This window comes from Allobosea sp., assembly GCF_048595345.1.
Classification (GTDB): domain Bacteria; phylum Pseudomonadota; class Alphaproteobacteria; order Rhizobiales; family Beijerinckiaceae; genus Allobosea.
In genome coordinates this window covers 22,810-49,080 of the sequence record NZ_JBMDWH010000214.1, presented here as the reverse complement: position 1 = coordinate 49,080, position 26,271 = coordinate 22,810, and the positions used below count along the sequence as shown (strand labels likewise).

General features: G+C 66.9%; 24 protein-coding genes. 19 read left to right on the top strand and 5 right to left on the bottom strand.

Features of this window, described 5'->3' with window-relative positions; translation table 11 throughout:
• Positions 1–53: 53 nt before the first annotated feature.
• Positions 54–749, bottom strand: a complete 696-nt coding sequence (locus ACOJTB_RS18655; RefSeq protein WP_420104020.1) for a GntR family transcriptional regulator — start codon at positions 747–749, stop codon at positions 54–56.
• 113 nt (positions 750–862) lie between these two features.
• Here ACOJTB_RS18655 and ACOJTB_RS18650 point away from each other — a divergent pair, with 113 nt between their 5' ends.
• Positions 863–1,834, top strand: a complete 972-nt coding sequence (locus ACOJTB_RS18650) for a Bug family tripartite tricarboxylate transporter substrate binding protein (RefSeq protein ID WP_420104019.1) — start codon at positions 863–865, stop codon at positions 1,832–1,834.
• A gap of 394 nt (positions 1,835–2,228) precedes the next feature.
• A complete protein-coding gene (locus ACOJTB_RS18645) occupies positions 2,229–3,119 on the top strand; it encodes an AraC family transcriptional regulator (RefSeq protein ID WP_420104018.1) in 891 nt (296 codons plus the stop codon).
• Positions 3,120–3,168: 49 nt separating this feature from the next.
• On the opposite strand, the gene ACOJTB_RS18640 is transcribed toward ACOJTB_RS18645, so the two are convergent.
• Positions 3,169–3,531, bottom strand: coding sequence for a winged helix-turn-helix transcriptional regulator (locus ACOJTB_RS18640; RefSeq protein WP_420104017.1), 363 nt, complete (start codon positions 3,529–3,531; stop codon positions 3,169–3,171).
• A gap of 229 nt (positions 3,532–3,760) precedes the next feature.
• Here ACOJTB_RS18640 and ACOJTB_RS18635 point away from each other — a divergent pair, with 229 nt between their 5' ends.
• The 7 genes from ACOJTB_RS18635 to ACOJTB_RS18605 all read left to right on the top strand — a co-directional run bounded on the left by ACOJTB_RS18635 (position 3,761) and on the right by ACOJTB_RS18605 (position 10,478).
• Positions 3,761–4,597 carry an alpha/beta fold hydrolase gene (locus ACOJTB_RS18635; protein ID WP_420104016.1) on the top strand — a complete coding sequence of 279 codons (837 nt, stop codon included), beginning with the start codon at positions 3,761–3,763 and terminating at the stop codon, positions 4,595–4,597.
• A 69-nt stretch (positions 4,598–4,666) separates the two neighbouring features.
• Positions 4,667–5,407, top strand: coding sequence for an alpha/beta fold hydrolase (locus ACOJTB_RS18630; RefSeq protein ID WP_420104015.1), 741 nt, complete (start codon positions 4,667–4,669; stop codon positions 5,405–5,407).
• Positions 5,404–5,682 (top strand): XapX domain-containing protein, encoded by a 279-nt coding sequence (locus tag ACOJTB_RS18625; RefSeq protein ID WP_420104014.1) that lies wholly within the window; start codon positions 5,404–5,406, stop codon positions 5,680–5,682. The genes ACOJTB_RS18630 and ACOJTB_RS18625 overlap by 4 nt, the downstream gene beginning before the upstream one ends.
• On the top strand, positions 5,682–7,652 hold the full coding sequence (locus tag ACOJTB_RS18620) for an amidohydrolase (protein WP_420104013.1): 1,971 nt from the start codon (positions 5,682–5,684) through the stop codon (positions 7,650–7,652). Before ACOJTB_RS18625 ends, ACOJTB_RS18620 begins: the two co-directional genes overlap by 1 nt.
• Positions 7,653–7,654: 2 nt before the next feature.
• Positions 7,655–8,071 (top strand): DoxX family protein, encoded by a 417-nt coding sequence (locus ACOJTB_RS18615; RefSeq protein ID WP_420104012.1) that lies wholly within the window; start codon positions 7,655–7,657, stop codon positions 8,069–8,071.
• Positions 8,068–9,696 (top strand): MFS transporter, encoded by a 1,629-nt coding sequence (locus ACOJTB_RS18610; protein ID WP_420104011.1) that lies wholly within the window; start codon positions 8,068–8,070, stop codon positions 9,694–9,696. The genes ACOJTB_RS18615 and ACOJTB_RS18610 overlap by 4 nt, the downstream gene beginning before the upstream one ends.
• A gap of 107 nt (positions 9,697–9,803) precedes the next feature.
• A complete protein-coding gene (locus ACOJTB_RS18605; RefSeq protein ID WP_420104010.1) occupies positions 9,804–10,478 on the top strand; it encodes a hydrolase in 675 nt (224 codons plus the stop codon).
• Between the two features lie 150 nt (positions 10,479–10,628).
• Here ACOJTB_RS18605 and ACOJTB_RS18600 read toward each other — a convergent pair whose 3' ends face one another.
• Complete coding sequence (locus ACOJTB_RS18600; protein ID WP_420104009.1) at positions 10,629–14,585, bottom strand: autotransporter outer membrane beta-barrel domain-containing protein; 3,957 nt, start codon at positions 14,583–14,585, stop codon at positions 10,629–10,631.
• A gap of 219 nt (positions 14,586–14,804) precedes the next feature.
• Between ACOJTB_RS18600 and ACOJTB_RS18595 the strand changes: the two genes are divergently transcribed.
• From ACOJTB_RS18595 to ACOJTB_RS18585, 3 genes are read left to right on the top strand one after another with little or no spacing between them, the layout of a single operon-like run.
• Positions 14,805–15,170: a hypothetical protein gene (locus tag ACOJTB_RS18595; RefSeq protein WP_420104008.1), complete on the top strand. Its 366-nt coding sequence runs from the start codon at positions 14,805–14,807 to the stop codon at positions 15,168–15,170.
• Positions 15,171–15,208: 38 nt separating this feature from the next.
• A complete protein-coding gene (locus ACOJTB_RS18590; protein WP_420104007.1) occupies positions 15,209–16,372 on the top strand; it encodes an acyl-CoA dehydrogenase family protein in 1,164 nt (387 codons plus the stop codon).
• Positions 16,372–17,505 carry a CaiB/BaiF CoA transferase family protein gene (locus ACOJTB_RS18585; RefSeq protein WP_420104006.1) on the top strand — a complete coding sequence of 378 codons (1,134 nt, stop codon included), beginning with the start codon at positions 16,372–16,374 and terminating at the stop codon, positions 17,503–17,505. The genes ACOJTB_RS18590 and ACOJTB_RS18585 overlap by 1 nt, the downstream gene beginning before the upstream one ends.
• Before the next feature lie 293 nt (positions 17,506–17,798).
• Here ACOJTB_RS18585 and ACOJTB_RS18580 read toward each other — a convergent pair whose 3' ends face one another.
• Positions 17,799–18,461 (bottom strand): DUF1684 domain-containing protein, encoded by a 663-nt coding sequence (locus ACOJTB_RS18580; RefSeq protein WP_420104005.1) that lies wholly within the window; start codon positions 18,459–18,461, stop codon positions 17,799–17,801.
• Positions 18,462–18,679: 218 nt separating this feature from the next.
• The gene (gene hutC / locus ACOJTB_RS18575) at positions 18,680–19,414 is read right to left on the bottom strand and encodes a histidine utilization repressor (RefSeq protein WP_420104047.1); all 735 of its coding nucleotides are present in this window, start codon (positions 19,412–19,414) and stop codon (positions 18,680–18,682) included.
• Positions 19,415–19,687: 273 nt separating this feature from the next.
• On the opposite strand from hutC, the gene ACOJTB_RS18570 reads away from it, so the two are divergent.
• From ACOJTB_RS18570 to ACOJTB_RS18540, 7 genes are read left to right on the top strand one after another with little or no spacing between them, the layout of a single operon-like run.
• Positions 19,688–20,689 (top strand): ornithine cyclodeaminase family protein, encoded by a 1,002-nt coding sequence (locus ACOJTB_RS18570; protein WP_420104004.1) that lies wholly within the window; start codon positions 19,688–19,690, stop codon positions 20,687–20,689.
• A 53-nt stretch (positions 20,690–20,742) separates the two neighbouring features.
• The gene (locus ACOJTB_RS18565) at positions 20,743–21,630 is read left to right on the top strand and encodes a glycine betaine ABC transporter substrate-binding protein (protein WP_420104003.1); all 888 of its coding nucleotides are present in this window, start codon (positions 20,743–20,745) and stop codon (positions 21,628–21,630) included.
• A gap of 22 nt (positions 21,631–21,652) precedes the next feature.
• A complete protein-coding gene (locus ACOJTB_RS18560) occupies positions 21,653–23,161 on the top strand; it encodes an HAL/PAL/TAL family ammonia-lyase (protein ID WP_420104002.1) in 1,509 nt (502 codons plus the stop codon).
• 2 nt (positions 23,162–23,163) lie between these two features.
• Positions 23,164–23,787 carry an ABC transporter permease gene (locus tag ACOJTB_RS18555; RefSeq protein WP_420104046.1) on the top strand — a complete coding sequence of 208 codons (624 nt, stop codon included), beginning with the start codon at positions 23,164–23,166 and terminating at the stop codon, positions 23,785–23,787.
• 1 nt (position 23,788) lies between these two features.
• The gene (locus ACOJTB_RS18550) at positions 23,789–24,448 is read left to right on the top strand and encodes an ABC transporter permease (RefSeq protein WP_420104001.1); all 660 of its coding nucleotides are present in this window, start codon (positions 23,789–23,791) and stop codon (positions 24,446–24,448) included.
• The gene (locus tag ACOJTB_RS18545; protein ID WP_420104000.1) at positions 24,445–25,389 is read left to right on the top strand and encodes an ABC transporter ATP-binding protein; all 945 of its coding nucleotides are present in this window, start codon (positions 24,445–24,447) and stop codon (positions 25,387–25,389) included. The genes ACOJTB_RS18550 and ACOJTB_RS18545 overlap by 4 nt, the downstream gene beginning before the upstream one ends.
• A complete protein-coding gene (locus ACOJTB_RS18540; RefSeq protein ID WP_420103999.1) occupies positions 25,386–26,198 on the top strand; it encodes a phosphate/phosphite/phosphonate ABC transporter substrate-binding protein in 813 nt (270 codons plus the stop codon). Before ACOJTB_RS18545 ends, ACOJTB_RS18540 begins: the two co-directional genes overlap by 4 nt.
• The last annotated feature ends 73 nt before the right edge of the window (positions 26,199–26,271 follow it).

Below are 26,271 nucleotides of genomic sequence, written 5' to 3'. Positions count from 1 at the left end.
GCGTTATCGCTGCGCCTGATCGGTCGAATTACTGCTCGCCATCAGACAATCTGTCAATCTGTCTGCGGTGGTGACGGCTGGTCTCCGGCGAGCACGGCCAGCGCGATCTTGGCCGCCATCTGGATGTGATGCTTGGCGCGCTGCTCGGCACGGTCCCCGTCCCGCGCGGCGATCGCCTCGAAGATCGCCTCGATCTCGGACACGCTGTCGGCCAGCCGCCCCTTTTGGGTCATAGAGGTCACGCGCAGGAGCGTGATCCGGTTGTGCAGCGTGGTCAGCGACTGTTTGACGAAGACATTATGCGCTCCGTTCATCAGCACGCTGTAGAACCGGGTCTTGGCCGCGACGAGATGGGCGCGGTCGGCACTCTCGGCCGCCCGCCGGAAGCCTGCCACCGCCGCCCGCAACTCCTCGAGCGCCGCCATATCGCCACGCTGGGCAAAGGAGCGCGCCGCGAAGCCTTCCAGCAGCGCGCGGACCTCGTAGAGCTGCCGGGCCTCCTCATAGCTGATCGACGAAACCTCCGGGCCGCGATGCGGCACCGTGACGACCAGCCCCTCGGCCTCCAGCTGCCGCAGCGCCTCGCGTACCGAGGTCCGGCCGACGCCGATCTGCTCGCACAGCTCGCGCTCCACCAGGCGCTGCCCCGGCTTGAAATGGCCGCTGGAGATCGCTTCGCGGATGCGATCCTCGACGAGAAGGCGGAGGGTGGCGGCCTGCCGCGGAATGCGCAGATTGACGTCGTTCATGAGCAACACATTGCCGCGGGCGAAGCCGCCGTCAATCTCCCCTCTTGACGCCGCGTTTGTCGGATTGTCTGATGGCAGTCAATTAAAACAATACATCATCCGGAGGAAGCGACATGAAGATTCTGTGGGCGGCGGCGGCGGCCGTTTTCGCTGCTGTGGCGGCAGTGCCGGGCCAGGCGGAGACCTATCCGAGCCGGCCGGTCACGATGGTCGTGCCCTTCGCGGCCGGCGGGACGACGGACGTGCTCGCGCGGATCATCGCCGAGGCGATGGGCAAGGAACTCGGCCAGAACGTCATCATCGAGAATATCGGCGGCGCCGGTGGGCGCACCGGCACGGAGCGGGTGGTCCGCTCGGCCCCTGACGGGCAGACCATCCTGTTCGGCAATATGGGCCCGATGGCGGCGAGCAAGGCGTTGTTCGCCGATACGCGCTATGATCCGCGAACGGATCTGAAGCCGATCGGCATCGTCGCCGACGTGCCGATGGTCCTTGCGGCCAGCAAGAAAAGCGGCGTCGCCGATCTCAAATCCTTCCTGGACAAGATCAAGGCCGAAGGCGGCAAGATCAGCTTCGGCTCGGACGGATACGGTGCGACCTCCGACATGGCGCCGACCCTGCTCCTTCATCTGACCAAGCTGAAGGCAACCGTGGTGCCGTACCGTGGAGCCGGCCCGGCGATCCAGGATCTGATGGGGGGGTTCGTCGATGGCGTCATCGATCAGACCGCGACCCTGCTGCCATTGCATCAGGCGGGGTCGGTCACGGCCCTCGCGGTGAGCGGCGAGGGGCGGCTGGCACAGGCGCCCGACGTGCCGACCTTCAAGGAGGCGGGTCTTCCGGCCTTCAACATGACGGTCTGGAACGCCCTCGCGGTGCCGAAGGACACCCCGCCCGCCATTGTCGACAAGCTGGTGGCGGCGCTCGACAAAAGCCTGTCCTCCGAATTCGTGAAGAAGCGCTTCGACGACCTCGCCGTACCGGTGCCGCCGGCGACCATGCGGGGACCGGCCCCGCTGGGCAAGCTCGTGACGGCGGAAGTCGATCGGTGGGCGGACGTGTTCAAGGACGTGCCCAAGCAGTGAGCCAGATGCTCGGCCTCGCCCATCTCCCCCACTGCGGTTAAAATCGCCTGTCGACGGAGTCCGATCCGGCAGGCCCGTCCCTTCGCTGCGGACCCGAGATGGAACCCACGCCCGTCCGAGCTGGCACCGGCTCTCCCTTGAGGGCCACGTCTCGTGACCGGCGCGGTTGGCGGGATGGGCATGATCGGCCGGGGAGGGCGACCTCATGCGCAACGCAGCGGGGCGTTTGGTGCCGGAGACCGATGAAGTGCTCCGGCAGGACGACCGGGTCGGTGCGGGCATGCCGCGCCCAACGAAAGCTGCCATTCATCGGCGGCCGAAAGCGGACCTCGGTCACGCCTCGGCCGAGAGTAGCGATTGACAATCGGCGCAGGCTCCTAGGCTAATCGGGCCCATGTCCGCTCAACTTCAAGAGACCTGCCGAGCCGCCTCTCTTGACAGCCTCGGCTGCGATCTGGGCGGTCTTCTGCGCAATGAGCGGCTGCAGGCTGGACGCTCCGTCGTCATGCGCAAGACGTCGAGGCGGCCCCTCGGGCGGGTCACGACCAATGAGAGTATCCGGGGGGCATTGCTGGGCGTTTCGCTCTCGGGGCATCACCGTCGCTCGATCGTGATCGACGGCCGCGAAAAGTCCTTCACCTTCCATCCGGGGCAAATCTATCTGCGCGACTTCGCAGAACCCTACCGCGCCGAGCTGCAGACCGCGTTCGATTTCCTGCTGGTCGAAATTCCCTATGACGATCCGGCAGACGAATGGCTGGAGGCCCGTTCTCTCTCGCTCTTGCCGCGCCTCCAGGCCGACACCGACCCCGTGCTGCCGCATCTGGCCGCGGCGCTGCTGCCGAGCCTTTCGGAAGCATCCCTCGTCTCGACCCTGTTCGTGGACCAGATGGTGCTGGCCATGCAGGCGCATCTGATCAGCCGGTTCGGCCCGGTTCCCTCTTCGCCCCGCCGCAGGCCTCTGCTGTCGCGGGCTCAAGAGGCCCGTGCCAAGGAGTTGCTCGCCGGCCATCTCGACGGCGATGTTCTGGTCGGAGACATTGCTGCGGCGTGCGGGATGTCTCGCAGCAGCTTCATGAAGGGCTTCCGCGCGACCACCGGCACGACGCCGATGCAATGGCTCACGCAAAGGCGGATCGAGGCGGCCAAAAGGCTCCTGGAAGGCAGTGAACTGTCGCTGGCGGAAATCGGCGCGCGATGCGGCTTCGCCGACCAGAGCCACTTCACCCGCGTCTTCTCCGCGAGGACGGGTGCTCCGCCGGGAGCCTGGCGCCGCGGGGCCTGAGGCGGGGCTGGCCCGGCTGGACGATCGGGCCAAAAGCCCGGACGATCGATCAAGACCCTGACGTCTCTTTCTGGCCAGTTTTGGAGAGGCCGGCAGACATCAGGCTTTCGCTGCTGGCGAGAGCCGCGTCGACCGCCAGACCCGAGGGCGTCAGGGAGTACTCGACATGCAGCACGCGTCCGCTGAGGTCGCGGCGCTCGACATAGCCTGCCGCTTCCAGCGCCTTCAACCGTGCCGACAGGACCCGTGCCGAGAGGCCGGGCGGGAGCTGCCGGCGGAGCGCACCGAAGCGAAGCGCACCATGGCGCGCCAGCGCGAGCACGATATGGCTCGTCCATTCCTGCGCGAAGAACTTGAGGAAGCCATCGGCGGCGCAGGCTTCACGGGCATCGGGGCCGGCGGGCCGCTCCACGCTCTCGTCGGCGTCCGGTATCCGAGAGGTAACTAATGGCGTTCGCACGATGGCCTCGCTAACATATCGACGAAAGTTCGTTAAAGCACAGCGGGACTATTGAAGCCAACTCGGTTTCCTCGGCGTGAAGATCGACTTTCCGGTGCTTTAGGCGCAAACCGGAAGACCTGCACGTCCGATCTTGAACCATGAAATATTTGTGAAATCAGCTCAGAAGAAGGATTTGAACATGCCGATCGTCAAGACAGGAGATGGGGTCGAGATCTTCTACAAGGATTTCGGGCCCAAAGACGCGCAGCCCATCATGTTCCATCACGGCTGGCCCCTGTCATCCGACGATTGGGACGCGCAGATCCTGTTCTTCCTCGGCAAGGGCTATCGCGTCGTCGCGCATGACCGCCGCGGCCATGGCCGCTCGGCTCATGTCTGGCAGGGGCACGACATGGACCATTACGCAGCCGACGCCTTCGCCGTCGTCGAGGCGCTCGACCTTCGCAACGCAGTCCATATCGGCCATTCCACCGGCGGCGGTGAAGTCGCCCGCTATGTCGCCAAATATGGCGAGCCGGGCGGGCGCACAGCCAAGGCGGTACTGGTCAGCGCCGTGCCGCCTTTGATGCTGAAGACCGAAGGCAATCCTGGCGGGCTGCCGCTCGAGGTGTTCGACGGATTTCGCAAGGCCACTGCCGAAAACCGCGCGCAGTTCTTCACCGATGTGCCAGCGGGTCCGTTCTACGGGTTCAACCGCGACGGCGCGAAATCCTATCCCGGCGTCGTGCAGAACTGGTGGCGGCAGGGGATGATGGGCAGCGCTGTCGCCCATTACGAAGGCATCAAGGCCTTTTCCGAAACGGACCAGACCGAAGACCTGAAGGCGATCTCCGTCCCCACGCTCGTGCTCCATGGCGAGGATGATCAGATCGTGCCGATCGACGCCTCGGCCCATGCCTCGATCAAGCTGCTGCGCAACGGCACGCTCAAGACCTATCCCGGCTTCAGCCACGGCATGCTGACGGTCAATGCGGATGTGCTGAACGCCGATCTGCTCGCCTTCATCGAGAGCTGAGCGACGGGCCGGCGCCCCGTTCGAGGGACGCCGGCCACACTTTCCCAGTCATCGCAAAGGATTTTGGTCATGACGACCCTCTCCAAACGCGCCTGTACCGTGGTGCTCGTCCACGGAGCCTGGGCCGACGGCTCGAGCTGGCGGCGCGTCATCGCCCGTCTCCTTGCCGATGGGCTCGATGTCGTCGCCGTCCAGAATCCGACGAGTTCGCTCGCCGATGACGTCGCTGCGACGCAAGCCGTTCTCGCGACGGTGAACGGCCCGGTTGTTCTCGTCGGGCATAGCTGGGGCGGAACCGTCATCACCGAGGCTGGCAACGATCCGAAGGTTGCGGGCCTTGTGTATGTCGCGGCCTTCGCACCGGACGTCGGCGAATCCACGGGCGATCAGGTGGGCGCCCATGCCCCGCCGCCCGGCCTCTCCGGTGTCGCCGATGACGGCACGGGCCGCCTGCGCATGAGCGTCGCCAGCTGGATCGAGAATGTGGCGCAGGACCTGCCGGAACATGAGGCGCGCGTCCTCGCGGCGATCGCCCCGCCGCTCGGCGCTGCCACCTTCGGCGACAAGATCACGCAAGCGGCCTGGAAAAACCGGCCGAACTGGTACGTCCTTTCGAGCGGGGATCGCGCGGTCAGCGTGCCGCTCCAGCGCGAACTGGCGGTTCGGCTCAAGGCCCGCACGATCGAGCTTGCCGCGAGCCATATGGCCCTGCTGTCGCAGCCCGATGCAGTCGCCGCCGTCATCCGCGACGCTGTCGATAGCATCGCGGGCGCCAGCGAGGCGTCCTCGGCAGCCCCGGCCGCGCGATGAAGATCTACCTGATGTCCCTCGGCGCCGGCCTTCTGGTCGGCGCGATCTACGCCTTGATCAATGTGCGCTCTCCGGCTCCGCCCGTGGTGGCGCTCGTTGGACTGCTCGGGATTCTGGTGGGCGAGCAACTGCCGCCTCTGGCGCGAAGCCTCTGGTCGAAGGCGCCGGCCGCTCAATCCTGCGAGCATCAGGTCAAGCCGCATGTCTTCGGGCATCTCCCGGGCGGCAAGGCGTCCGGCAGAAAGCCTGGATCCGAGCTCGAGGGGAACGGCTGATGCCGACCCGCCGCGCCATTCTGGGCGGGCTCGCCGTTCCCGGCCTGGCCGCCTCTGCCCTGGGCCAGCCTTCACCCTCCGGAGACAAGCCGATGTCCGCCGATCTCATTCTGCATAGCGGCCTGATCACCACGCTCGACCGCGGCAATCCCGCGGCCAGCGCGGTGGCGATCAAGGACGGGCGCTTCCTCGCGGTCGGCAGCGAGTCCGAGGTGATGGCCCATGCCGGGCCGGAGACGAAAATCGTCGATCTCGAGGGCAGGCGCGTTCTGCCGGGCCTGATCGACAACCATCTCCACATCATTCGCGGCGGGCTCAACTTCAACATGGAGCTGCGCTGGGACGGCGTGCGCTCGCTGGCCGACGCGATGTCGATGCTGAAGCGCCAGGTCGCGGTGACGCCGCCGCCGCAATGGGTCCGCGTGGTCGGCGGCTTCACCGAGCACCAGTTTGCCGAAAAGCGCCTGCCGACGATCGACGAGCTCAACGCCGTCGCGCCCGAGACTCCCGTCTTCATCCTGCATCTTTACGACCGGGCGCTGCTGAACGGCGCCGCCCTGCGAGCCGTCGGCTACACGAAGGACACCCCCAACCCGCCGGGAGGCGAGATTACCCGCGACGCCAACGGCAATCCGACCGGCCTGCTGCTCGCGCGGCCCAATGCCGGCATTCTCTACGCCACGCTCGCGAAGGGGCCGAAGCTGCCGTTCGATTATCAGGTCAATTCGACCCGGCATTTCATGCGCGAGCTCAACCGGCTCGGCGTCACCGGCGCTATCGATGCCGGCGGTGGTTTCCAGAACTACCCTGACGACTACGCCGTCATCCAGAAGCTGGCCGACGAGAACCAGCTGACCATCCGCCTCGCCTACAACCTGTTCACGCAGAAGCCGAAGCAGGAAAAGGAGGACTTCCTCAACTGGACGAAGACCTCCACCTACAAGCAGGGCGACGACTATTTCCGCCATAACGGCGCCGGCGAAATGCTGGTGTTCTCTGCGGCCGATTTCGAGGATTTCCGTGAGCCGCGCCCCGACATGCCGCCCGAGATGGAGGGCGATCTCGAAGGGGTCGTCCGCATCCTCGCCGAGAACGGCTGGCCCTGGCGCTTGCACGCGACCTATGACGAGACGATCTCCCGCGCCCTCGACGTCTTCGAGAAGGTCGACCAGGATATTCCGCTGAAGGGCCTCAACTGGTTCTTCGACCATGCCGAGACGATCTCGGAGCGCTCGATCGACCGGATCGCCGCGCTCGGCGGCGGCGTCGCCGTTCAGCACCGCATGGCCTATCAGGGCGAGTATTTCGTCGAGCGCTATGGCATCGGCGCTGCCGAGGCGACGCCGCCCGTTGCACGGATGCTGGAGAAGGGTATCAGGACCTCGGCCGGCACCGACGCCACCCGCGTCGCCTCCTACAACCCCTGGGTTTCGCTCGCCTGGCTGATCACCGGCAGAACGGTCGGTGGGCTGCGCATCACGCCGCAGCGCAACTGCCTCGACCGCGAGACGGCGCTGAGGATGTGGACCGAGAACGTCACCTGGTTCTCGAACGAGGAGGGCAAGAAGGGACGCATCGCCGCCGGCCAGCTCGCCGATCTCATCGTGCCGGACCGCGATTTCTTCTCCTGCGCCGAGGACGAGATCTCCCATATCAGCGCGGATCTGACGGTCCTCGGCGGCAAGGTCGTCTACGGCGCCCGCGATTTCGCGAGCCTCGACGAGAGCGCCCCGCCGCCGGCCATGCCGGACTGGTCCCCGGTCAGGACCTTCAAGGGCTATGCCGCCTGGGGCGAGCCGGAGGGTGGCGGCAGGAACTCGCTGCGTCGTGTGGCCATGGCGAGCTGCGGTTGCGCCAGCGCCTGCGGCGTCCATGGGCACGACCATGCCGGCGCCTGGTCGAGCAAGCTGCCGATTTCGGATCTGAAGAGCTTCTGGGGCGCGCTGGGTTGCGCCTGCTGGGCGGTGTGACCATGGCCGCGACCCATGCCGCTTCGCGGACCGGCGCGTTTCACCGCCTCGCGCTGCTCCTGCTTTGCTCCGCCTATATCCAGGGACCGCTGACCAAGATCCTCGATTTTCCCGGCGCGATGGCCGAGATGGAGCATTTTGGACTGGCCCCGGCACCGCTCTTCGCGGTCGGCGTCATCGTCTTCGAACTGGCGATGAGCGCACTGATCCTGATCGGGCGCTGGCGGTGGTTGGCGGCGCTGGCGCTCGCAGCCTTCACGCTGGCCGCCACTTTCGTCGCGATCCACTTCTGGGAGCTGCCGGCCGGGCAGGGGCGGGCCATGGCCATGAACGCCTTCTTCGAGCATCTCGGCCTGATCGGCGGCTTCATTCTGATCGCGCTCGACGACCGGTCGAGCCACAGGGGAGGCGCCCGATGAGCGCCGCCACGCCGCCCGCGCCGTCGGCTTCAGGTTTCGCACCGCTCCGCCAGAAGGTCTTCGCGGTCCTATGGGCCGCGACGATCATCGGCAATATAGGTTCCTTCATGCGGGACGTGGCGAGCGCCTGGCTCGTCACCGATCTCTCGGGGGCGCCCGCCGCCGTCGCACTCATCCAGGCGGCGGCGACGCTGCCGGTCTTCCTGCTGGCGATCCCCGCCGGCGTGCTCTCCGACATTCTCGATCGCCGCAGGTTTCTGATCGCGACCCAGCTCCTGCTCGGCTGCGTCAGCCTTTCGCTCATGGCGCTGGCGAGCTTCGGCCAGCTCAGCGTGCCTGCGCTCGTCGGCCTCACCTTCCTCGGCGGCGTCGGCGCGGCGCTGATGGCGCCGACCTGGCAGGCGATCGTGCCGGAGCTGGTGGAGAAGGCCGACCTCAAGAGCGCGGTCGCGCTCAACTCCCTCGGCATCAACATCTCGCGCGCCATCGGCCCGGCGCTAGGCGGCTTGATCCTCGCCGCCTTCGGCGCCGGCTTCACCTATGGCGCCGATGTGCTGAGCTATGTCATCGTCATCGGGGCGCTGCTCTGGTGGCGCCGGCCGCAAGGCGCCGACGATGCGCTGAGCGAGCGCTTTGCCGGTGCGTTCCGGGCCGGGCTGCGCTATGCGCGGGCGAGCCGCGAACTCCATGTCGTGCTGCTGCGCGCAGCGATCTTCTTCGCCTGCGCCAGCGCGGTCTGGGCCCTGCTGCCACTGGTGGCGCGCAACCTTCTCGGCGGCGGCGCCGGTTTCTATGGCGTGCTGCTCGGCGCGGTCGGCGCGGGCGCGATCGGCGGCGCGGTGCTGCTGCCCCGCCTGCGCGCCCGGCTCGACGCGGACGGGCTGCTCCTGCTTTCTGCAGTCGTCACGGCCGTGGTGATGACGACGCTGACGCTCGCGCCGCCGCAATGGCTCGCGATCATCGTCCTGCTGCTGCTCGGCGCGGCCTGGATCGTGGCGCTGACGACGCTGAACGGCGTCGCGCAGGCGATCCTCCCGAACTGGGTGCGCGGCCGGGCGCTGGCGGTCTATCTCACCGTGTTCAACGGCGCGATGACCGCTGGCAGCCTCGGATGGGGCGCGGTGGCGGAAGCTGCCGGCATCCGTGGCACGCTGCTGATCGGCGCCGCGGCCCTGCTCGTGGCCGGGCTCGTGATGCATCGGATCAAACTGCCGGCCGGCGAGGCCGATCTGGCGCCGTCCAACCACTGGCCCGAGCCGCTCACCGCCGGCGAGATCGAGCATGATCGCGGCCCGGTGCTGATCCTGATCGAATACAGCGTGCCGCAAGCCGATCGCGAGGCCTTCCTTAGCGCCATTCATGCGCTCTCGGTCGAGCGGCGGCGAGACGGTGCCTATGGCTGGGGCGTCACCGAGGATACGGCCGATCCCGGAAAGCTGGTCGAGTGGTTCATGGTGTCGTCCTGGGCCGAACACCTGCGCCAGCATCGCCGCGTCTCCAAGGCCGATGCCGATCTCCAGGCCGAGGTCCGGCGCTTCCATGTCGGCGAGGCCGGGCCGGTCGTTCGCCACTTCCTTCATCTCGAGGCGCTGCAACAGGGCGCTCGGTCGATCGCGACGGAATAGCCGTGAGCGTCGGTGCCAACCGGCTCCATCGCCCGGCTCCTTCGCCGCCGGCTGGGCGGCCGTCACCTTCTGAAAGCCCCACCGAAGAATTCCAAGAGGAGAACATCATGTCCCATCTCGAAGTCCTGACCCCGCAGAACAGCCAGCTTATCTTCATCGACCAGCAGCCCCAGATGGCCTTCGGCGTGCAGTCGATCGACCGGCAGGTGCTGAAGAACAACGTCGTCGGCCTCGCCAAGGCGGCCAAGACCTTCGATATCCCCACCACCATCACGACCGTCGAAACCAAGGGCTTCTCAGGCCACACCTATCCCGAACTGCTCGCGGTGTTCCCGCAGAACAAGATCCTCGAGCGCACATCGATGAATTCCTGGGACGACCAGAACGTTCGCGACGCGCTCGCCGCCAATGGTCGCAAGAAGGTCGTCGTCGCGGGGCTCTGGACCGAGGTCTGCAACACCACATTCGCGCTCTGTGCGATGTTGGAGGGCGGCTACGAGATCTACATGGTCGCCGACGCCTCCGGCGGCACCTCGGCCGATGCGCATAAATACGCCATGGACCGGATGGTGCAGGCCGGCGTGGTGCCGGTGACCTGGCAGCAGGTGCTGCTAGAATGGCAGCGCGACTGGGCCCGCAAGGAGACCTATGACGCCGTGGTCGCGATCGCCAAGGAGCACTCCGGCGCCTATGGCATGGGCATCGACTACGCCTATACCATGGTCCACGGCGCGCCCGAGCGCGTGTCCCATGGCGAGACGATCGGACCCCGCCCCGCGTGACAGGCTGTTATCGGGACGTCAGATAGCGACTTCGTCGAGCATGAAGCGCGCAGAACGGTCCCGTGTGCAGTTCCGGCTGCTGCGGGGGCGGCTGCCGATCGCATGCGGGAATGAGCGCCTTCGAGGTCCTGCTTGGCACAGCGAGGGGCTTTACCAACTGTAGCGGAGCGCGCCCTTGCCGCCGAAGCTGCGGGAGTTGGCGGCAAACTCGCCTTCGAAGAGGGCGGCGAGCGAGAGGCCTTTGCCGAGGGTGAGTTCGGCCGAGGCGGTCGTGCGCAGGGCGTTGCGGTCGAGCGCTGCGCCATTGACCGAGAAGGTGGCGCCGGGCAGGCCCAGGAAGGTCGCGATCGCGCTGTTGCCGATGGTGTAATTGTGGACCCAGGCAATGCCGCCCTGCAGTTTCAGCGGCAGATGGGCGACGGCGAGGTCCGCATCGGCGCGCAGGCCGAGTTCGCTGCGCGTCCGCGTCGTGTCCCGGCCGGCATAGCTCAGCGCGAAGGGCGAGGTGCCGGTCAGCGCGGTCTCGCTGTAGCCGGGCAGCGCGACCGTGGTGACTTGGGCGGCGGCATAGGGCGTGACGCCGAAGGCGGCCCACCCGAAACGATGACCGGCCTCGACCCGCCCCGACCAGGTGTTGGCGTTGAAGCGGGCCTGGAGATGATCGGCGCCGGTGATCGAGCGGTCCGTCGTGACATCCTGCCAGGCATAGCCGAGCGCGGCGCTGACATAGCTCGCGCCGAAGCGTTGGCGGATGAAGGCGCCGGCCTGGAACAGATCCGACGAGCCCGAGCCCAGCCCGTAGGTGTTGAAGCTGGTGGCCCCGCCGCCGAGCGCGAAGCCGGCGATCGTATCCCGCGAGATCCGGTAATCGGCGCCCGCGATGGCGCCGTAGATGCGGTTGGTGCTGGCGGCCGTGCCCGCTCCGGCATCGGCCCCGACGAACTGCGCCGTGCCGAAGCCGCCGGCCCAGACGCTCCAGCGCCAAGCATCGGGGTCCGCGGCCAGAGGCAGCTGCTTGGCGGGGAGGTCACTTCCCTTGCCGCTCGAGGACGAGTAGCCTGCGAAGCCGGTGGGCCCCGGAGCGATCGAGACCCCGCGCCCCTCCGGCGAGACATCCGCGAGCGTCGCCATGAACTGCCCCATCGCGTTGACGCTGGTCTGCGGCGTGCCGGTGGCGGGCTCGCCGGCGGCTTGCGACAGGCCCGCCGGCGTCAGGCTGCCGAAGACGACCGGAATCCCGCCCGTGCGGTCGAAGAACTGTGTCAGGGCGTTGGCGGCGGCGGTCTGGTTCGGGTTGAGGCCGCGATTGGGAATGGGCGAGGTCGGCGCGGGCGTGGGGGGCACCGCGGCGGTGGATGCGGGGGCGGGAGCTGCCGTCGGCGCGGCTGTCGGAGCCGGCGTGAAATCCAGCGCGAGGTTGAGATAGGCGTTGTTGGCGTCGTAGCCGAGGCTGGACTTGAATCCCGAGGGCAGATTGGTATCGACCTTGCTGCCGAAGGTGCCGCTCACCCCACCCGTCGCGTTGAGGATGGTGTACTGCTTGGCGACATAAATTCCGGCGGCGAAGGACGCCGCCACCGTCGCTCCGCCCAGCGTCGCCGTGCCGCTGACGTTGACCCGGTCCGAATCCGAGGGCGAGACCTCTACCGCATAGGTCGAGCCGGCGCTGAAGGACAGGTTGCCGGCGACCGAAAGCGTGCCGATCGAATTGCCCGGCGCCAGCGTGCCGCCGGCGATCGTCGTGGTGCCCACCGTGCCCGAACCGCCGAGCGTACCGCCGGGATTCACCGTTACGCTGGATGAGGACGCGATCGAGCCGTTGACGGAGAGCGTGCCGGCCGAGACCGAGGTGGGACCGGTATAAGTGCTGGTGCCGGTCAGGGTCAGCTTGCCCGCGCCGATCTTGCTGACACCGCCATTCCCTGAAATGACGCCGGCGAAGCTCGTCGTATCGGAGCGATTGAAGGCGAGCGTTCCGAGATTCACCACGTCGCTCAGAATCGAGCCGCTCGTACCGCCGTCGCCGATCTGTAGCGTTCCATCGACGATGACCGTACCACCCGTAAAAGTGTTCCCGCCGGTCAAAGTGAGTGTGCCGACGCCGCCCTTGCCCAAGCCGCCCGTGCCGGAGATCGTACCGCCGAAGCTTATTGAGTCGGAGCGGACGAAGGCGAGTGTGCCGTTGTTCACGACATCGCCAGTAATGGAGCCGCTCGTGCCGCCATCGCCGATGCGGAGCGCGCCGGCGTTGATCGTCGTCCCGCCCGTGTAGGTGTTCGTCCCCGTCAGCGTCAGCGTGCCCGTGCCGTTCTTGCTGACCGAGCCGGTGCCTGAAATCGCGCCAGCGAAGCTCGTCGTGTCGGAGCGGTCGAAGGCGAGGACGCCGTTGTTCCACACTTCGCCGATAATGGCGCCGCTCGTGCCGCCATTGCCGACACGGAGCGTGCCGGCATTGATCACCGTCCCACCCGTATAGCTGTTCGTCCCGGTCAGGGTCAGCGTGCCAGCGCCGTTCTTGGCGACCCTGCCGACGCCTGAAATCGCGCCAGCGAAGCTCGTCGCGTCGGAGCGGTCGAAGATCAGGACGGCGGTGTTCACGACATTGCCGGCGATGGAGCCGCTGGTGCCACCATTGCCGACGCGGAGCGAGCCGTTGGCGATCGTCGTCCCGCCGGTATAGGTGTTCGTTCCCGTCAGGGTGAGCGCGCCCAAGGCGTCTTTGGTGAGCGATCCGGTGCCTGAGATCGTGCCGGCGAAGCTGGTCGTGTCGGAGCGGTCGAAGGCGAGGACGCCGTTGTTCACGACATCGCCCGTGATGGAGCCGCTGGAGCCACCATTGCCGACCCGGAGCGTGCCGCTATTGATCGTTGTTCCGCCCGCATAGCTGTTCGTCCCGGTCAGGGTGAGCGTGCCAAGGCCGTCTTTGGTGAGCGATCCGGTGCCCGAGATCGCGCCTGCGAAGCTGGTCGTGTCGGAGCGGTCGAAGGCGAGGACGCCGTTGTTCACGACATTGCCTGTGATGGAGCCGCTGGTGCCACCATTGCCGACGCGAAGCGTGCCGCTATTGATCGTTGTTCCGCCCGCATAGCTGTTGGTCCCGGTCAGGGTGAGCGCGCCCAGGCCCTCTTTGGTGACCGACCCAGTGCCCGAGATCGCGCCTGAGAAGCTGGTCGCGTCGGAGCGGTCGAAGATCAGGGCGGCGTTGTTGACCACATTGCCGGCGATGGTGCCGAGCACGCCGCCATTGCCGACGCGGAGCGCGCCGGCGCTGATCGTCGTCCCACCCGTGTGGCTGGTGTTTCCGGTCAGGGTCAGGACTCCGCCGCCGGTGATGCTGACCGAACCGCCGCCGGAGATGTTATTGACCAAGGTATAGTCGTTCGATTGGTCGAACTGGAGCGTCGTGGTGTTGGTGCCGAGCGAGATGCCGCCCGTCAGGATCGCGCCGGCCTGGAGCGACAGGATGTTGTCTCCGCCCGTGAAGACCAAAGACGCACTTTGATACAAGTTGTTGACGTCACGGCCGCCGGCAACGGTCGCGCTGGCGCCGAGCCTCACTGTCAGGCCGGCGCCGACGATGCCCGCGCCACCTCGGGCGACACCCGGGCTGACACCCTGCCCGCCCCTGACCGTCGCTGAGATGAGGGCGGTGCCGCCATTCGTAAAGACCAGGCCCGCGCCGCCCGCGCCGTCATCACCTTCGATCTGATTGGTAAAAGCGTCGCGGCCCCCCGTTCCGCCGGAGCCACCGGAGACAGTCGCATTGATCGCCGCCGTTCCTCCCAGGGTGACTTCCAGGCCCGTGCCCCCTGTGCCACCCGTACCCCAGTTGGATGCACCTGAGCCACCAGCGCCGCCCGCGCCGCCCGTTACGGCCTGATTGACGGTCACGGTCCCGGTCTGGCCATACTGGTAGCCTACGAGGCCTGCGGCGCCATTCCCCGGCGCCGACAAGTCATCCGCCCCGTTCGCTCCATTCGCGCCAGTCGTCGTCGTGTTGATGGTCACGTCCGCCGCCTGCGCCACCGCCAACGGCACAGCCTGCGCCAGCAGGAGGACCGGGAGGCCGGCAGCGAAAAGGGCGCGCCGGGCGGCGCTGCCCAGCATCGCGGCCCGCAGCCCGGCGCAGACGGATCGGCGGCGATGCGCGCTCGCTCTGGAGACCGTGGAAACCCGATCAGATGCAGCGACCGCCATCATGCCCCCCGGCACTTGAGGGCGCCTCGTCACGCCCGCCGAATCGCCGGGCAGCAGCCCCGGCTCTCCCTGCGATTTGCCATCTCGTATGGTTAGCGGAGGGTTAAAACGGAAGCGGTCTGCTCCCGCATGGGCCGGATGATGACGCATGGTCCATGGCCGCGTCGCTACTCGGCTCGGCCGCTTGCCGAATTGCCCGGCGTCGACAGCGTTCACAACAGCACGTTCGACGTGGGGATGACGGCTCTGCTCGGGCTGCTCGGGGTCGCCCTGATCAGGCTCGGCTGCGAACCGGCGCCGCTTGCGCTGGGTTTCGTGCTCGGTCCCCTCATGGAGGAGAACTTGCGTCGTGCCATGCTGCTCTCGCGGGGAGACCCGATGGTCTTCGTGACGCGACCGATCAGCGCGAGCCTGCCGGTCATTGCGGTGCTGCTCCTCGTGATGCTGGTCCTCCCGTCACTGCGCAGCCGACGAGAGGTCGCGTTCCAGGAGTGAACGAAGACGCTTACAATCGCGCATCGGAGATTGGATTGATGCAGACGACGGCCGGGCAGGGGTTTGACGAGATCAGGGAAGCGGTCCGCGGGTTGTGCGCGGCGTTTCCCGCCGAATATCATCGCAAGATCGACGAGGCGCGCGGCTATCCTGACGCTTTCGTCGAGGCGCTGACCAAGGCCGGCTGGCTGGCGGCGCTGATCCCGGAAGACTATGGCGGCTCCGGGCTCGGCCTTGCCGAGGCATCGGTCATCATGGAGGAGATCAATCGGGCCGGAGGTAATTCCGGCGCCTGCCACGGGCAGATGTACAATATGGGTACGCTCATCCGGCACGGCTCGGAAGAGCAGCGCCGGCGTTACCTGCCGAAGATCGCGACGGGCGAGTTGCGCCTGCAATCCATGGGCGTCACCGAGCCGACCACCGGCACAGACACGACCCGGATCAAAACCACGGCCGTGAAGAAGGGAGATCGCTATGTCATCAATGGCCAGAAGGTGTGGATCAGCCGTGTCCAGCATTCGGATCTGATGATCCTGCTGGCGCGCACCACGCCGCTCGATCAGGTTACGAGGAAGTCGGAGGGCATGTCGATCTTCCTTGTCGACCTGCGCGAGGCGGTCGGCAAGGGGCTGGAGGTTCGCCCGATCCTAAACATGGTCAACCACGAGACCAACGAACTCTTCTTCGACGATCTGGAAATCCCCACCGAGAACCTGATCGGCGAGGAGGGGCAGGGTTTCAAATATATCCTCACCGGGCTCAACGCCGAGCGCACGCTGATCGCCGCCGAATGTATCGGCGACGGCTACTGGTTCATCGACAAGGTGACGGATTACACCAAGGATCGCATCGTGTTCGGCCGCCCGATCGGGCAGAACCAGGGCGTGCAGTTCCCGATCGCGGAGGCCTTCATCGAGATCGAGGCTGCAAACCTGATGCGCTTCGAGGCCTGCCGCCGCTACGATGCGCGCGAACCCTGCGGCAGCCAGGCGAATATGGCGAAATACCTCGCGGCCAAGGCCTCCTGGGAGGCGGCGAACGCCTGCCTGCAATTCCATGGCGGCTTCGGCTTCGCATGCGATTACGATGTCGAGCGCAAGTTCCGGGAAACGCGGCTCTATCAGGTCGCGCCGATCTCGACGAACCTGATCCTCTCCTATGTCGCCGAGCATATCCTCGGCCTGCCGAGGTCGTTCTGATGACGGCCTCCCACCGGCCTCTGGAAGGGCTGCTCGTCGTCGCTGTCGAGCAGGCGGTCGCAGCGCCCTTCTGCACCTCGCGCCTGGCCGATGCCGGAGCCCGCGTCATCAAGATCGAGCGGCCGGAGGGCGATTTCGCCCGCGGCTACGACGATGTCGCCAGGGGCCAGTCCAGCTATTTCGTCTGGCTCAATCGCGGCAAGGAATCGCTGGTGGTCGATCTCGCCACACCGGCAGGCAAGGCGCAGCTCGGCGAGCTGATCGCCAGGGCGGACGTGCTGGTGCAGAACCTCAAGCCCGGCGCGCTCGGCCGCCTCGGCTTTGCGCCCGAAGCGCTCCGCCAGCGTCATCCGCGTCTGATCTGCTGCTCGATCAGCGGCTATGGCGAGACCGGCCCGCTCGCCGATCGCAAGGCCTATGACCTGCTGATCCAGGCGGAATCCGGCCTGGCCTCGATCACCGGCGGGCCGGAAGGGCCGGCCCGCGTCGGCATCTCGATCGTCGATATCGCCACCGGAGCCACGGCCCACGCCGCCGTGCTGGAAGCCCTGATCGGGCGCGGCATCACGGGGCAGGGCGCCGATATCCGCGTCTCGATGTTCGATGTCATGGCCGACTGGTCGGCGGTGCCGCTGCTCCACGCCGAGGCGGGCAAGCCGCCGCAGCGCGTCGGGCTCGCCCACCCCTCGATCGCGCCCTATGGCGTCTTCACAACGCGCGACGGCAAGCCGATCCTGATCTCGATCCAGAGCGAGCGGGAATGGGCGAAGCTCTGCGACGAGTTCCTCGGCGATGCCGCGCTGGCCCGCGACCCGCGCTTCTGCAGCAATGTGATGAGGGTGCGCCGCCGGGGCGAGACTGACGCCCTGGTGGCGGCCGCTTTCGCCCGAATGGATGCCGGGGAGGCTGTCCAAGCGCTGACGCATGCCGATATAGCCTTCGCCTCGGTCAACGACATGGCTGCGCTCTCGGCCCACCCGCATTTGCGCCGCATGACCGTCGAGACGCCGGCCGGCCCGGTCTCTCTGCCCGCGCCTGCTCCGATCGTCGAAGGGCAGGGACGGGCTTATGGGCCGGTACCTCGCATCGGCGAGCACAAGCCTCTGGACGAAAACACCAGGACAGTCGCGTGAGCGAACTTATCGACATCGACCATCTCCGCTTTTGGATCGGTCGGGAGGACGAAGCAGGTGGCGTCGTCTTGATCTGGCGCGAGGCTGACACGCCACTCTGACCAAGCGCTCATCCCGCAACCCGGACGAGTCTGGGATGGGAGAGACGCAGGGCGTGACCGCGCAGCAACGGCAGACCATGCCGCGGGATCGGCTGCTGCTGATGCGGCTTCTGGGTCGTCTGAGGCGGCTCGTTTTTGCCTTGGCAGCACAGCGCGCGACCACTCCCCCGAGATACCGCAGGCCTCTGTTCCTCAAAAAGGAGTCGTGCGTTCGCCGGCGCGGATCGGAACCGGCAAGCGATTTTCGGAAGGCGAGAGCGGACACACCCAGGCTTCCGAATAGGCACAGGACGGATAATAGGCGAAATTGAAATCGAAGATCATCTGGCCGTCGCCGGATTGGCCGAGATCCGCGCTCTTGATGGTGTCGAGCAGATAGCGCCCGCCGGCGAAGGTCTCCTTCGCGTTCGTCGCATCGCCGAAGGGAACGAAGACCCCGCCGCCATACCCCTCGATCCAGTAGAGCGTGAGCTCTGCACCGAGCCGCTCGCGCAGCCCGCGCGTCAGCGCATAAGGCGTGAGCCTCATGCGGCCGTCCCTGCCGAGTTCGATGTCGATGACGTCCAGGTCCGAGGCCGGGCCCAGCGCCACTTCGAAACGCAGGGCCGGATCGTAGGGAAAGTAGTTCAGAGTCTGAAAATGAGCGCGCCGGCCGGCGTCCAGCGGCGACTGCGCGTGCCCGCCGAACAACCGATCGCGAACCTGCCGCCAGTGAGCCCAGCCCTCGGCGGGAGGCATCGCCCGCACCGCTGAATAGAGGTCGGAGATCCGGCGCCGCCAGTCATGCAGGCTCGACAAGGTGTCGAGCGTTGTCTGGGGCGACGGGGTGGCTCCCGCCTGGACGCTTTCGGTCATCGCTGATGCTCCAGGCTCTCCATGTGAGCGGATGAGCCACTTTGATGGCTTCGACGCAGTCCTGGATCATACGTCGACCACGGATTTCGGATCGCCGGATTGTGCGTTCGCGACAATCGTGCGTCCGAACCGACGCGGTCGCGATGCTTTACGCTGATGCTGGAGCATCGGATCTTCCCGGAGAGGGCTCGTCCTGTTCGGTCCGGTGCTTTGAGGCTTCAGAGTTTCGATGGCGCGAAACGGGCGAACAGCTGGTAGCAGTCTCCGGGATGGGTGATCGTCACCGCGGTGATGCTGTTCCCCCCGCGCCAGGTTCTCCGCGACAGGTTCAGGCACGCCGAGCCGGCATCGATGCCCAGTAGCAGCGCGATCTCCCTGTCCGCATTGTTCGCCGAGATGCGGTGCTCCGCCTCCGTCCATGGAATCTGTCCGACGAGCCAGGTATTGGGGGGCAGCAATGAAAAGTCCTGCTGTTCCGCCTCCGGCACCTCGGCGAGGTTGATCAGGCGGTCCTCGACGGCGAAGGGCCTGCCATCGCGTCGGTGCCTGCATCGCAGTGCCAGAACCGGAGTCTTGATCGCCACGCCCAGCCGTTCGGCCTCGGGCCGACGTGCCGCCACCCGCTGCCGGAATAGGAGTTCATAGCCATAGGAATCGCCGCTGTTCTCGACCTCGGCCTTGAGGTCCGGCACGTCCAGCAGGGCTTGCTGCACCCTGGGCCTCGCGACGACGCTGCCGGCCTTCCGCTTGCGCTCCACCAGGCCCGCCGCCGCCAGGTCGCTCATCACCCGGTTCACCGTCATGCGCGAGCAGGAAAACTGCTGGACCAGCTCGTGCTCGAACGGAACGCGATATCCCGGCGGCCAACGCCCGGAGATGATGTTGTCCTCGATCTCGCTGCGGATGCGGCGGTACAATGTCGAGGCCTGTGCCGTCCTGGAGCCTGACATCATCTCTGGATCTGCTCTCCGCGGCCCGTTTTCACCGCATGCCGTCACGGACGATCATCCCGCCATACGACGAACCTTCGGGGATCGCCAACCGGCATCCTCCGTCCGGGGCCGCGATCGACGAGGTACGGAGGCGGCTCCACCGAAGGCGAGCGGCAGTTGCTCGCGGCGCGGGCAAGGTGTGCCGAAAGTTTCGTCAGTCGTCGAAAATATCCCCTTTCTCGACCGCTATTTGTATGTACATAATCGAGAGATAAGGGAACGGGAACAGCCGCCATGAAGCCGATCTACATCGATTTCCTCAATCGGCTCGATGTCGAAGAGCTCGCCATGACCGACGCCGAGATCCTCGCGGCGATCGAGACCAGCCTGGCCACCCAGGGCCGCGGCGAGGCGGTCATCGAGCCGCGCGTGCATCTGGAGCCGGGCGTTGCCGACGGGCATTTCAATGTGCTGCGCGGAGCCTTGAAGGAGCCGATCGACAGCGCGGGCGTGAAGGTCGTCGGCGACTTCGTCGACAACTACAAGCTCGGTCTTCCCTCGGAGCTGGCGACGCTGCTTCTGCTCGATCCGCGGACCGGTATCCCCAAGGCATTCCTCGATGCAAGCGGCATCACCGACATGCGCACCGGCGCGGTGACGGCGATCGGGGCGAAATATCTGGCCCGCAAGGGCTCGAAGGTCCTCGGCCATATCGGCGCGCGCGGCACCGCCTACTGGAATGTCAGGCTGCTCGACCACCTCTTCGATTTCGATGAGATCCGGGTGCATTCGCGCCGGCCCGAGAGCCGCAACGCCTTCGCCGAAAAGCTCAGCCGCGACCTCGGAAAAACGGTGGTCGCGACGGAGGACTGGCACAGCTGCGTGGCGGGCGCCGATATCGTGGTCGAGGCCTCGCGCCTGTCCGAGCCGACGCCGATGCTCAAGACCGAATGGATCAAGAAGGGCGCCTTCGTCGTGCCCTACGGCACCATGAGCGCGGTGGAGCTCTCGCTGACGGACATCATGAACAAGCTCGTCGTCGACGACTGGGGCCAGTGCAAGGGCGGCAAGTTCGGCAGCCTGCGCGCGCATGTGGAGGCCGGAAAGCTGTCCGAGGCGACGCTCCATGCCGAACTCGGCCAGATCGTCGCTGGCCTCAAGCCGGGCCGGACGAGCGACGACGAAACCAACCTGTTCTGGCATCGCGGCCTGTCGCTCTCCGACATCGCGCTCGGCCATGCCATGCTGGAGAAGGCGCGCGCGATGAAGATCGGCCAGCGCCTGCGCTATGCCTGAGCGGTCGTCCGCATAACGTCGAGCACTACCGAAAACGAAAAAGGAGAGGGGTCATGAAGATGTTCAAGATGCTGGGCGCGGCGGCCGCCGCGATCGTCCTTGCGGGCGTTGCAGCGCCCGCCTCGGCGCAGACCGTGAAAGTCGGCAGCAAGAACTTCACCGAGCAATATGTGCTGGCCGAGATCTACGCCGCGGCGCTCGAGAACGCCGGGATGAAGGTCACCCGCAAGATCAATCTCGGCGGCACGCTGATCGCCCATCAGGCGCTGACCGCAGGCGAGATCGACCTTTATCCGGAATATACCGGCACCGCCCTGATCTCGGTGGTGAAGGGCAAGATCCAGAGCGACCCGACCGCCGTCTACAACGAGGTCAAGACCTTCTACGAGCAGAACTTCAAGATCACCTGGCTGAAGCCTGACGCGATCAACAACGGCTATGCGCTGCTGGTCCGTCCGGAAACTGCTGCGACCTACAAACTGAAGACGCTGAGCGATCTCGGGAAGGCCGCGTCCAATCTGGTGCTCGGCGCCGGCCCGGAATTCAGCGAGCGCGCGGACGGCCTGCCGGGGCTGAAGGCGACCTATGGAGCGGAGTTCAAAGAGTTCCGGCAGTTCGCCAAGCTCGGCCTGCGCTACGACGCGCTCGCGGCCAAGCAGATCGATGTCGCCAACGGCTTCGCCACCGACTGGCAGATCGCAGACGGCAAGCTCGTGCCGCTGGACGACGACAAGGGTCTCTTCCCGCCCTATTTCGTCGCTCCCGTCGTCAGGCAGGATGCGCTCGCCGCCAACCCCAAACTCGCCGAAACGCTGGATGCCCTGTCGGCGATGCTCGACAACGACACGATGCGCAAGCTCAACGCCAAGGTCGAGAAAGACCGCGAGGAGCCGAAGGATGTGGCCAAGGCCTTTCTGAAGGAGAAGGGCGTCATCAAGTAAGCCCGCGTCTGGAGCGCTCGCGATGTCGCCGCCCGTTCTGCTCGGAGCGTCGCTCGTCACCATCAGCGATATCGCCGATATTGCGGATGGACGGCGCGTGGCCGCCTTTGCTCCGGCCGCCGAAGCGCGCATCGCCGCATCCGCCGATGCGCTCGGCCGGCTGGCCCAGGCCGGCGAGCGCATTTATGGCGTCACCACCGGGCTCGGCGCGGCGGTCGATACCACGCTGACCCATGACGACGGCGTACAGATGCGGGTGCCGCTGGCGCGCTGCGTCGGAGTCGGGCGCTCTGCGACCTTGCGCGAATGGCGGGCCATCGCCGCCGTGCGAGCCGCGCGGCTGGCGCAAGGCCGTTCGGGCGCGAGCCTTGCCGCAAGCCGCGGCCTGCTCGATCTGCTCGCCCATGATGTTCGCCCGGTCGTTCCGATGATCGGCTCGCTCGGCGAAGGTGATCTTGCACCCCTCGCGGCCATCGCGGCGGTTCTCAGCGGGCAGGGCCAGGCGATCGTCGACGGGCATATCGTCCCGGGCGCCGAAGCGCTGGCGCAGGCCGGGCTGAAGCCGGTGGGGCTTGCCGGTAAGGACGGGCTCGCTCTGGTCTCCTCCAACGCGGCATCGGTCGGGCTGGCCACGCTTTGCGTGGCCGATGCGGAACTCGTGTTTTCGGCGGCCATCGCCGCCTGCTCACTGTCCTTCGAGGCCTATCGCTGCTCTCTCGCGCCGCTCGCTGCCGAGGCGCTGCGCCTCAGGCCCTTGCCGGGCCAGGACGAGGTGGCCGCTGCCCTGGGCCGCCAGTTCGAGGGCGGAGACCTCGTCGGGCAGGGCGCTGCGCGCCGCCTGCAGGATCCGCTGAGCTTCCGCTGCGTCGCGCAGGTCCTGGGCGCCATGCGGGTTGCGCTCGATGCTGCGCGCCGCATCACCGAGATCGAACTTGGCAGCAGCGACGACAATCCCGCCATTCTGGCCGAAGGCGTCTCTTTGCCGAATGCGAATTTCGACACGACGCATCTGACGCTCGCCTTCGAAACCCTGGGTCTCGCGCTTGCCCGCAGCGCCGCGATGATCGGCGAGCGGGTGATGAAGCTGATGTCGCCTGCCTCGAGCGAGCTGCCACGCTTCCTGAGCCCGCTCCAGAACGGCCGGAACGGCTATGCGACCGTGCAGAAAACCGTTTCGGCTCTGGTCGCGGACATCCAGCACCGTTCGAATCCGATGCCGGCCTTCGTCGTTCCCGTGGCCGACCGGGTCGAGGATTATGCCACCATGGCGACGGCCGTCGTCGAGAAGACCGCGGTCATCGTCGAGAGGCTGAGGCTGCTGGTCGCCGTCGAACTGATGGTCGCGGCCCAGGCGGTCGATCTGCGCACCGGCATCGCTCTGGGGGCCGGCACGGCGCAGATCCACCGGATCGTGCGCTCAGCCGTCGCGGGGCTGTCCGAAGACCGGCCGGCCACGCCCGACATCGAAGCGCTCGACGCGCTGATCGCTACGGGTGCCTTCACCCTCGCTGTCGCGGGGAAGGACGTGTGATGCTGCGCTGGGTCCCGACGCATCTTCCCGAGATCGCCGAGGCGCTGTGGGAGCACATGCTGCTGGTCGTGGTGTCGGTCGCGATCGCCTTCGCCATCTCGCTGGTGCTGGGCATCTACAGCGCCCGCCGGCCGCGGCTCTATGCCGTCATCATGTTCCTGACGGGCGCGATCTTCGTCGTGCCGAGCTTGGCGCTGTTCGCGCTGCTGATCCCGCTGCTCGGCCTCGGTTTCAAGCCGGCGGTCGTCGGCCTCGTCTCCTATTGCCTGCTCGCGCTCATCCGCAACGTCGCGCTCGGCATCCGCTCCGTGCCGCCGGAGGTGCTCGATGCCGCCACTGGCATGGGTTACGACCCCTGGCGGCGCCTGTTGAGGATCGAGCTGCCGCTGGCCATGCCGCTGATTATTTCCGGCGTCCGCATCGCGACGATCACGGTGATCGGCATCGCGACCGTCGCGGCCTACATCAACGCCGGCGGGCTGGGGACCATCATCTTCGCCGGCATCGACCAGCGTTATCCCGAGAAGATCCTGACCGGGGGCCTGCTGGCCTCGGCCATGGCGGTGATCGCCGATTTCGCGCTGACCCGTGTCGAGCGGCGCATCCGGCGCGGGCGGGCGAACTGAGATGACGCTGCTCGCCGGAACCTTCGCCTGGGTCGCCACCAACTGGTCGCTGATGCGGACCGCGCTGCTCCAGCACGCCGAAATGAGCCTGTGGTCGCTCGGTCTTGCGCTGGCCATCGGCATTCCGCTCGCCATCGCGGTGCTCGGCCGCGAGCGGCTCGCCGCTGTCGTGATCAATCTCGTCAACACGCTGCGGACCATTCCGAGCCTCGCCATTCTGGCCGCCGCCCTGCCGATTCTCGGCATCGGCCTCGTGCCGTCGGTGGTCGCCCTGGTGGTGCTGGCGCTGCCGCCGATCCTGCTCAACACCTATGTCGGCCTGCGCGAGGTCGATCCCGATCTCGTCGATGCGGCGGCCGGAATGGGCATGACGCGCGGCCAGATCCTGCGCAAGGTTCAGCTTCCGCTGGCGGCGCCGGCGATCTTCGCGGGCATGCGCACCGCCGCGATCCAGGTCATTTCGGGCGCGACGCTCGCAGCCTTCATCGGGGGCGGCGGCCTCGGCGACTTCATCACCGCCGGGATTGCGGTCATGGACCAGCAGCGGCTTCTGGCCGGTGCGATACCGATCGCGGTTCTGGCGCTCGGCGTCGAGATCCTGCTGGGCTTCGCTGAGCGGCGCTTGTTCCGGAACGTTCACGAGGGGGCGAGCGCGCGATGATCAGGCTCGAAGGCATCACGAAGCGCTTCGGCGCCTCCCCCAGGCCCTCGGTCGACGATGTCTCGATCGAGATGCCGGAGGGCACGACGACGGCCCTCATCGGTCCCTCCGGCTGCGGCAAGACCACGACGATGCGGATGATCAACCGCATGATCGAGCCGACATCGGGCCGCATCTTCATCGAGGGGCAGGACGTCACCGGGCTCGATCCGGTGCTGCTGCGCCGGCGCATCGGCTATGTCATCCAGCAGATCGGGTTGTTCCCGCACATGACGGTGGCGGAGAACATCGCGACGGTGCCGAAGCTGCTGGGCTGGACACGCGCCAGGACGGACGCGCGCATCGACGAACTCCTCTCCCTCGTCGGGCTCGAGCCGGAGCGTTTCCGCGCGATGATGCCGCATCGCCTGTCGGGAGGGCAGCGTCAGCGCGTCGGCGTAGCGCGGGCCCTGGCGGCCGATCCGCCGGTGATGCTGATGGACGAGCCCTTCGGCGCGATCGACCCCATCGCCCGCGAGCGCCTCCAGGACGAGTTCAAGGAGATCCTCAAGCGCGTCCGCAAGACCATCGTCATGGTCACGCATGATCTCGACGAGGCGATGAAGATGGGCGACCGCGTGGCGATCATGCGTGACGGGCACCTGGTCCAATATGCGACGCCGGACGAGATTCTCGCCGCGCCGGCGGACCCGTTCGTGGAAAGCTTCGTCGGCCCGGACCGGGCGCTGAAACGGCTGAGCCTGCGGACCGTCGGAAGCGTTCTCCAACCCGGAGTGCTGCCGGGCGCCCCGGTCATGAACTCGTCAGGTTCGCTGCGCGAAGCGCTGGCGCGGCTGATTGGCTCCAGCGCCCCGGGAGTCAACGTCGCCGCGGCCGACGGCGCCGTGATCGGTCATGTCTCGCGCGAGGCGATCCTTGGCGGCGGGAACGAAGCCGCATGAGCTGGGTCGCCAATGCGCGGATGTATTCCGTCACGGCCGACGCCACGGCGGCCTGGACCGAGATTTTCGAGTGGGTGGCGCAGCAGAGCGGCGTCAACCTTGCGACGATCGCGCATCCGACCAGCCTGCCCATGGCCGAATTGTGGACACGGGCCGATCTGGGGGCGGGTTTCATGTGCGGTCGTCCTTGGCTGCGGGCGCAGCCCAGGCCCGTTCCTCTGGTCGCGCCGGTGCCGTTGCCTGCGCGCTATGGCGGCACGGCCCGCTACATGACCGATCTCGTCGTGCTCGGGAGAGGCCCTTTCGAGACGTTGGAGGCGACCTTCGGCCACCGTATCGGCTACACGATCGAGGAATCCCAATCGGGCTTCAACGCGCCCCGCCATCATCTGCTGAGCCACCGCTCCGCAGAGCGCCCCGCGCTCTATGCCGAGAGCATCGGGCCGCTCCATACGCCGCGCGGGGTGGTGAACGCGCTGCTTTCTGGAGCGATCGACATCGGCCCGCTCGATTCCTATGCCTTCGACCTGATGCGCCTCGACCCGGCCGATCCGGCCCATCGGCTGCGCAGCGTCGCGACGACGGCTCCGGCGCCCATCCCTTTCATCGTCGCCGCGCCGACCTGCCCCGAAACGGTGACAGTCCCGCTGCGTGAGGCCTTCCTCGCCGCCGGGCAGTCACCGGCACTGGCAGCGGCGCGTCATCGCCTGCTGCTGCAGGAGTTCAGGCCGGTGGATATCAGCGCCTATGACCTTCTCTCGCACTGGGATCGGGAGGCCTCGGCACAGGGTTACGCGCAGCCCGCCTGAATGCAGACCCTCCAGCATCGCGCGATTTGGGCAGGTGTTGCAGCATCCATTGGGCTTCTCGCCGACGATCGCC

Bases quoted from the DNA above. Each gene is read 5' to 3' on its own strand.
- ACOJTB_RS18655 (WP_420104020.1), bottom strand. From the start codon at position 749: ATGAACGACGTCAATCTGCGCATTCCGCGGCAGGCCGCCACCCTCCGC.
- ACOJTB_RS18650 (WP_420104019.1), top strand. From the start codon at position 863: ATGAAGATTCTGTGGGCGGCGGCGGCGGCCGTTTTCGCTGCTGTGGCG.
- ACOJTB_RS18645 (WP_420104018.1), top strand. From the start codon at position 2,229: ATGTCCGCTCAACTTCAAGAGACCTGCCGAGCCGCCTCTCTTGACAGC.
- ACOJTB_RS18635 (WP_420104016.1), top strand. From the start codon at position 3,761: ATGCCGATCGTCAAGACAGGAGATGGGGTCGAGATCTTCTACAAGGAT.
- ACOJTB_RS18630 (WP_420104015.1), top strand. From the start codon at position 4,667: ATGACGACCCTCTCCAAACGCGCCTGTACCGTGGTGCTCGTCCACGGA.
- ACOJTB_RS18625 (WP_420104014.1), top strand. From the start codon at position 5,404: ATGAAGATCTACCTGATGTCCCTCGGCGCCGGCCTTCTGGTCGGCGCG.
- ACOJTB_RS18620 (WP_420104013.1), top strand. From the start codon at position 5,682: ATGCCGACCCGCCGCGCCATTCTGGGCGGGCTCGCCGTTCCCGGCCTG.
- ACOJTB_RS18615 (WP_420104012.1), top strand. From the start codon at position 7,655: ATGGCCGCGACCCATGCCGCTTCGCGGACCGGCGCGTTTCACCGCCTC.
- ACOJTB_RS18610 (WP_420104011.1), top strand. From the start codon at position 8,068: ATGAGCGCCGCCACGCCGCCCGCGCCGTCGGCTTCAGGTTTCGCACCG.
- ACOJTB_RS18605 (WP_420104010.1), top strand. From the start codon at position 9,804: ATGTCCCATCTCGAAGTCCTGACCCCGCAGAACAGCCAGCTTATCTTC.
- ACOJTB_RS18600 (WP_420104009.1), bottom strand. From the start codon at position 14,585: ATGCTGGGCAGCGCCGCCCGGCGCGCCCTTTTCGCTGCCGGCCTCCCG.
- ACOJTB_RS18595 (WP_420104008.1), top strand. From the start codon at position 14,805: ATGGGCCGGATGATGACGCATGGTCCATGGCCGCGTCGCTACTCGGCT.
- ACOJTB_RS18590 (WP_420104007.1), top strand. From the start codon at position 15,209: ATGCAGACGACGGCCGGGCAGGGGTTTGACGAGATCAGGGAAGCGGTC.
- ACOJTB_RS18585 (WP_420104006.1), top strand. From the start codon at position 16,372: ATGACGGCCTCCCACCGGCCTCTGGAAGGGCTGCTCGTCGTCGCTGTC.
- ACOJTB_RS18580 (WP_420104005.1), bottom strand. From the start codon at position 18,461: ATGACCGAAAGCGTCCAGGCGGGAGCCACCCCGTCGCCCCAGACAACG.
- hutC (WP_420104047.1), bottom strand. From the start codon at position 19,414: ATGATGTCAGGCTCCAGGACGGCACAGGCCTCGACATTGTACCGCCGC.
- ACOJTB_RS18570 (WP_420104004.1), top strand. From the start codon at position 19,688: ATGAAGCCGATCTACATCGATTTCCTCAATCGGCTCGATGTCGAAGAG.
- ACOJTB_RS18565 (WP_420104003.1), top strand. From the start codon at position 20,743: ATGAAGATGTTCAAGATGCTGGGCGCGGCGGCCGCCGCGATCGTCCTT.
- ACOJTB_RS18560 (WP_420104002.1), top strand. From the start codon at position 21,653: ATGTCGCCGCCCGTTCTGCTCGGAGCGTCGCTCGTCACCATCAGCGAT.
- ACOJTB_RS18550 (WP_420104001.1), top strand. From the start codon at position 23,789: ATGACGCTGCTCGCCGGAACCTTCGCCTGGGTCGCCACCAACTGGTCG.
- ACOJTB_RS18545 (WP_420104000.1), top strand. From the start codon at position 24,445: ATGATCAGGCTCGAAGGCATCACGAAGCGCTTCGGCGCCTCCCCCAGG.
- ACOJTB_RS18540 (WP_420103999.1), top strand. From the start codon at position 25,386: ATGAGCTGGGTCGCCAATGCGCGGATGTATTCCGTCACGGCCGACGCC.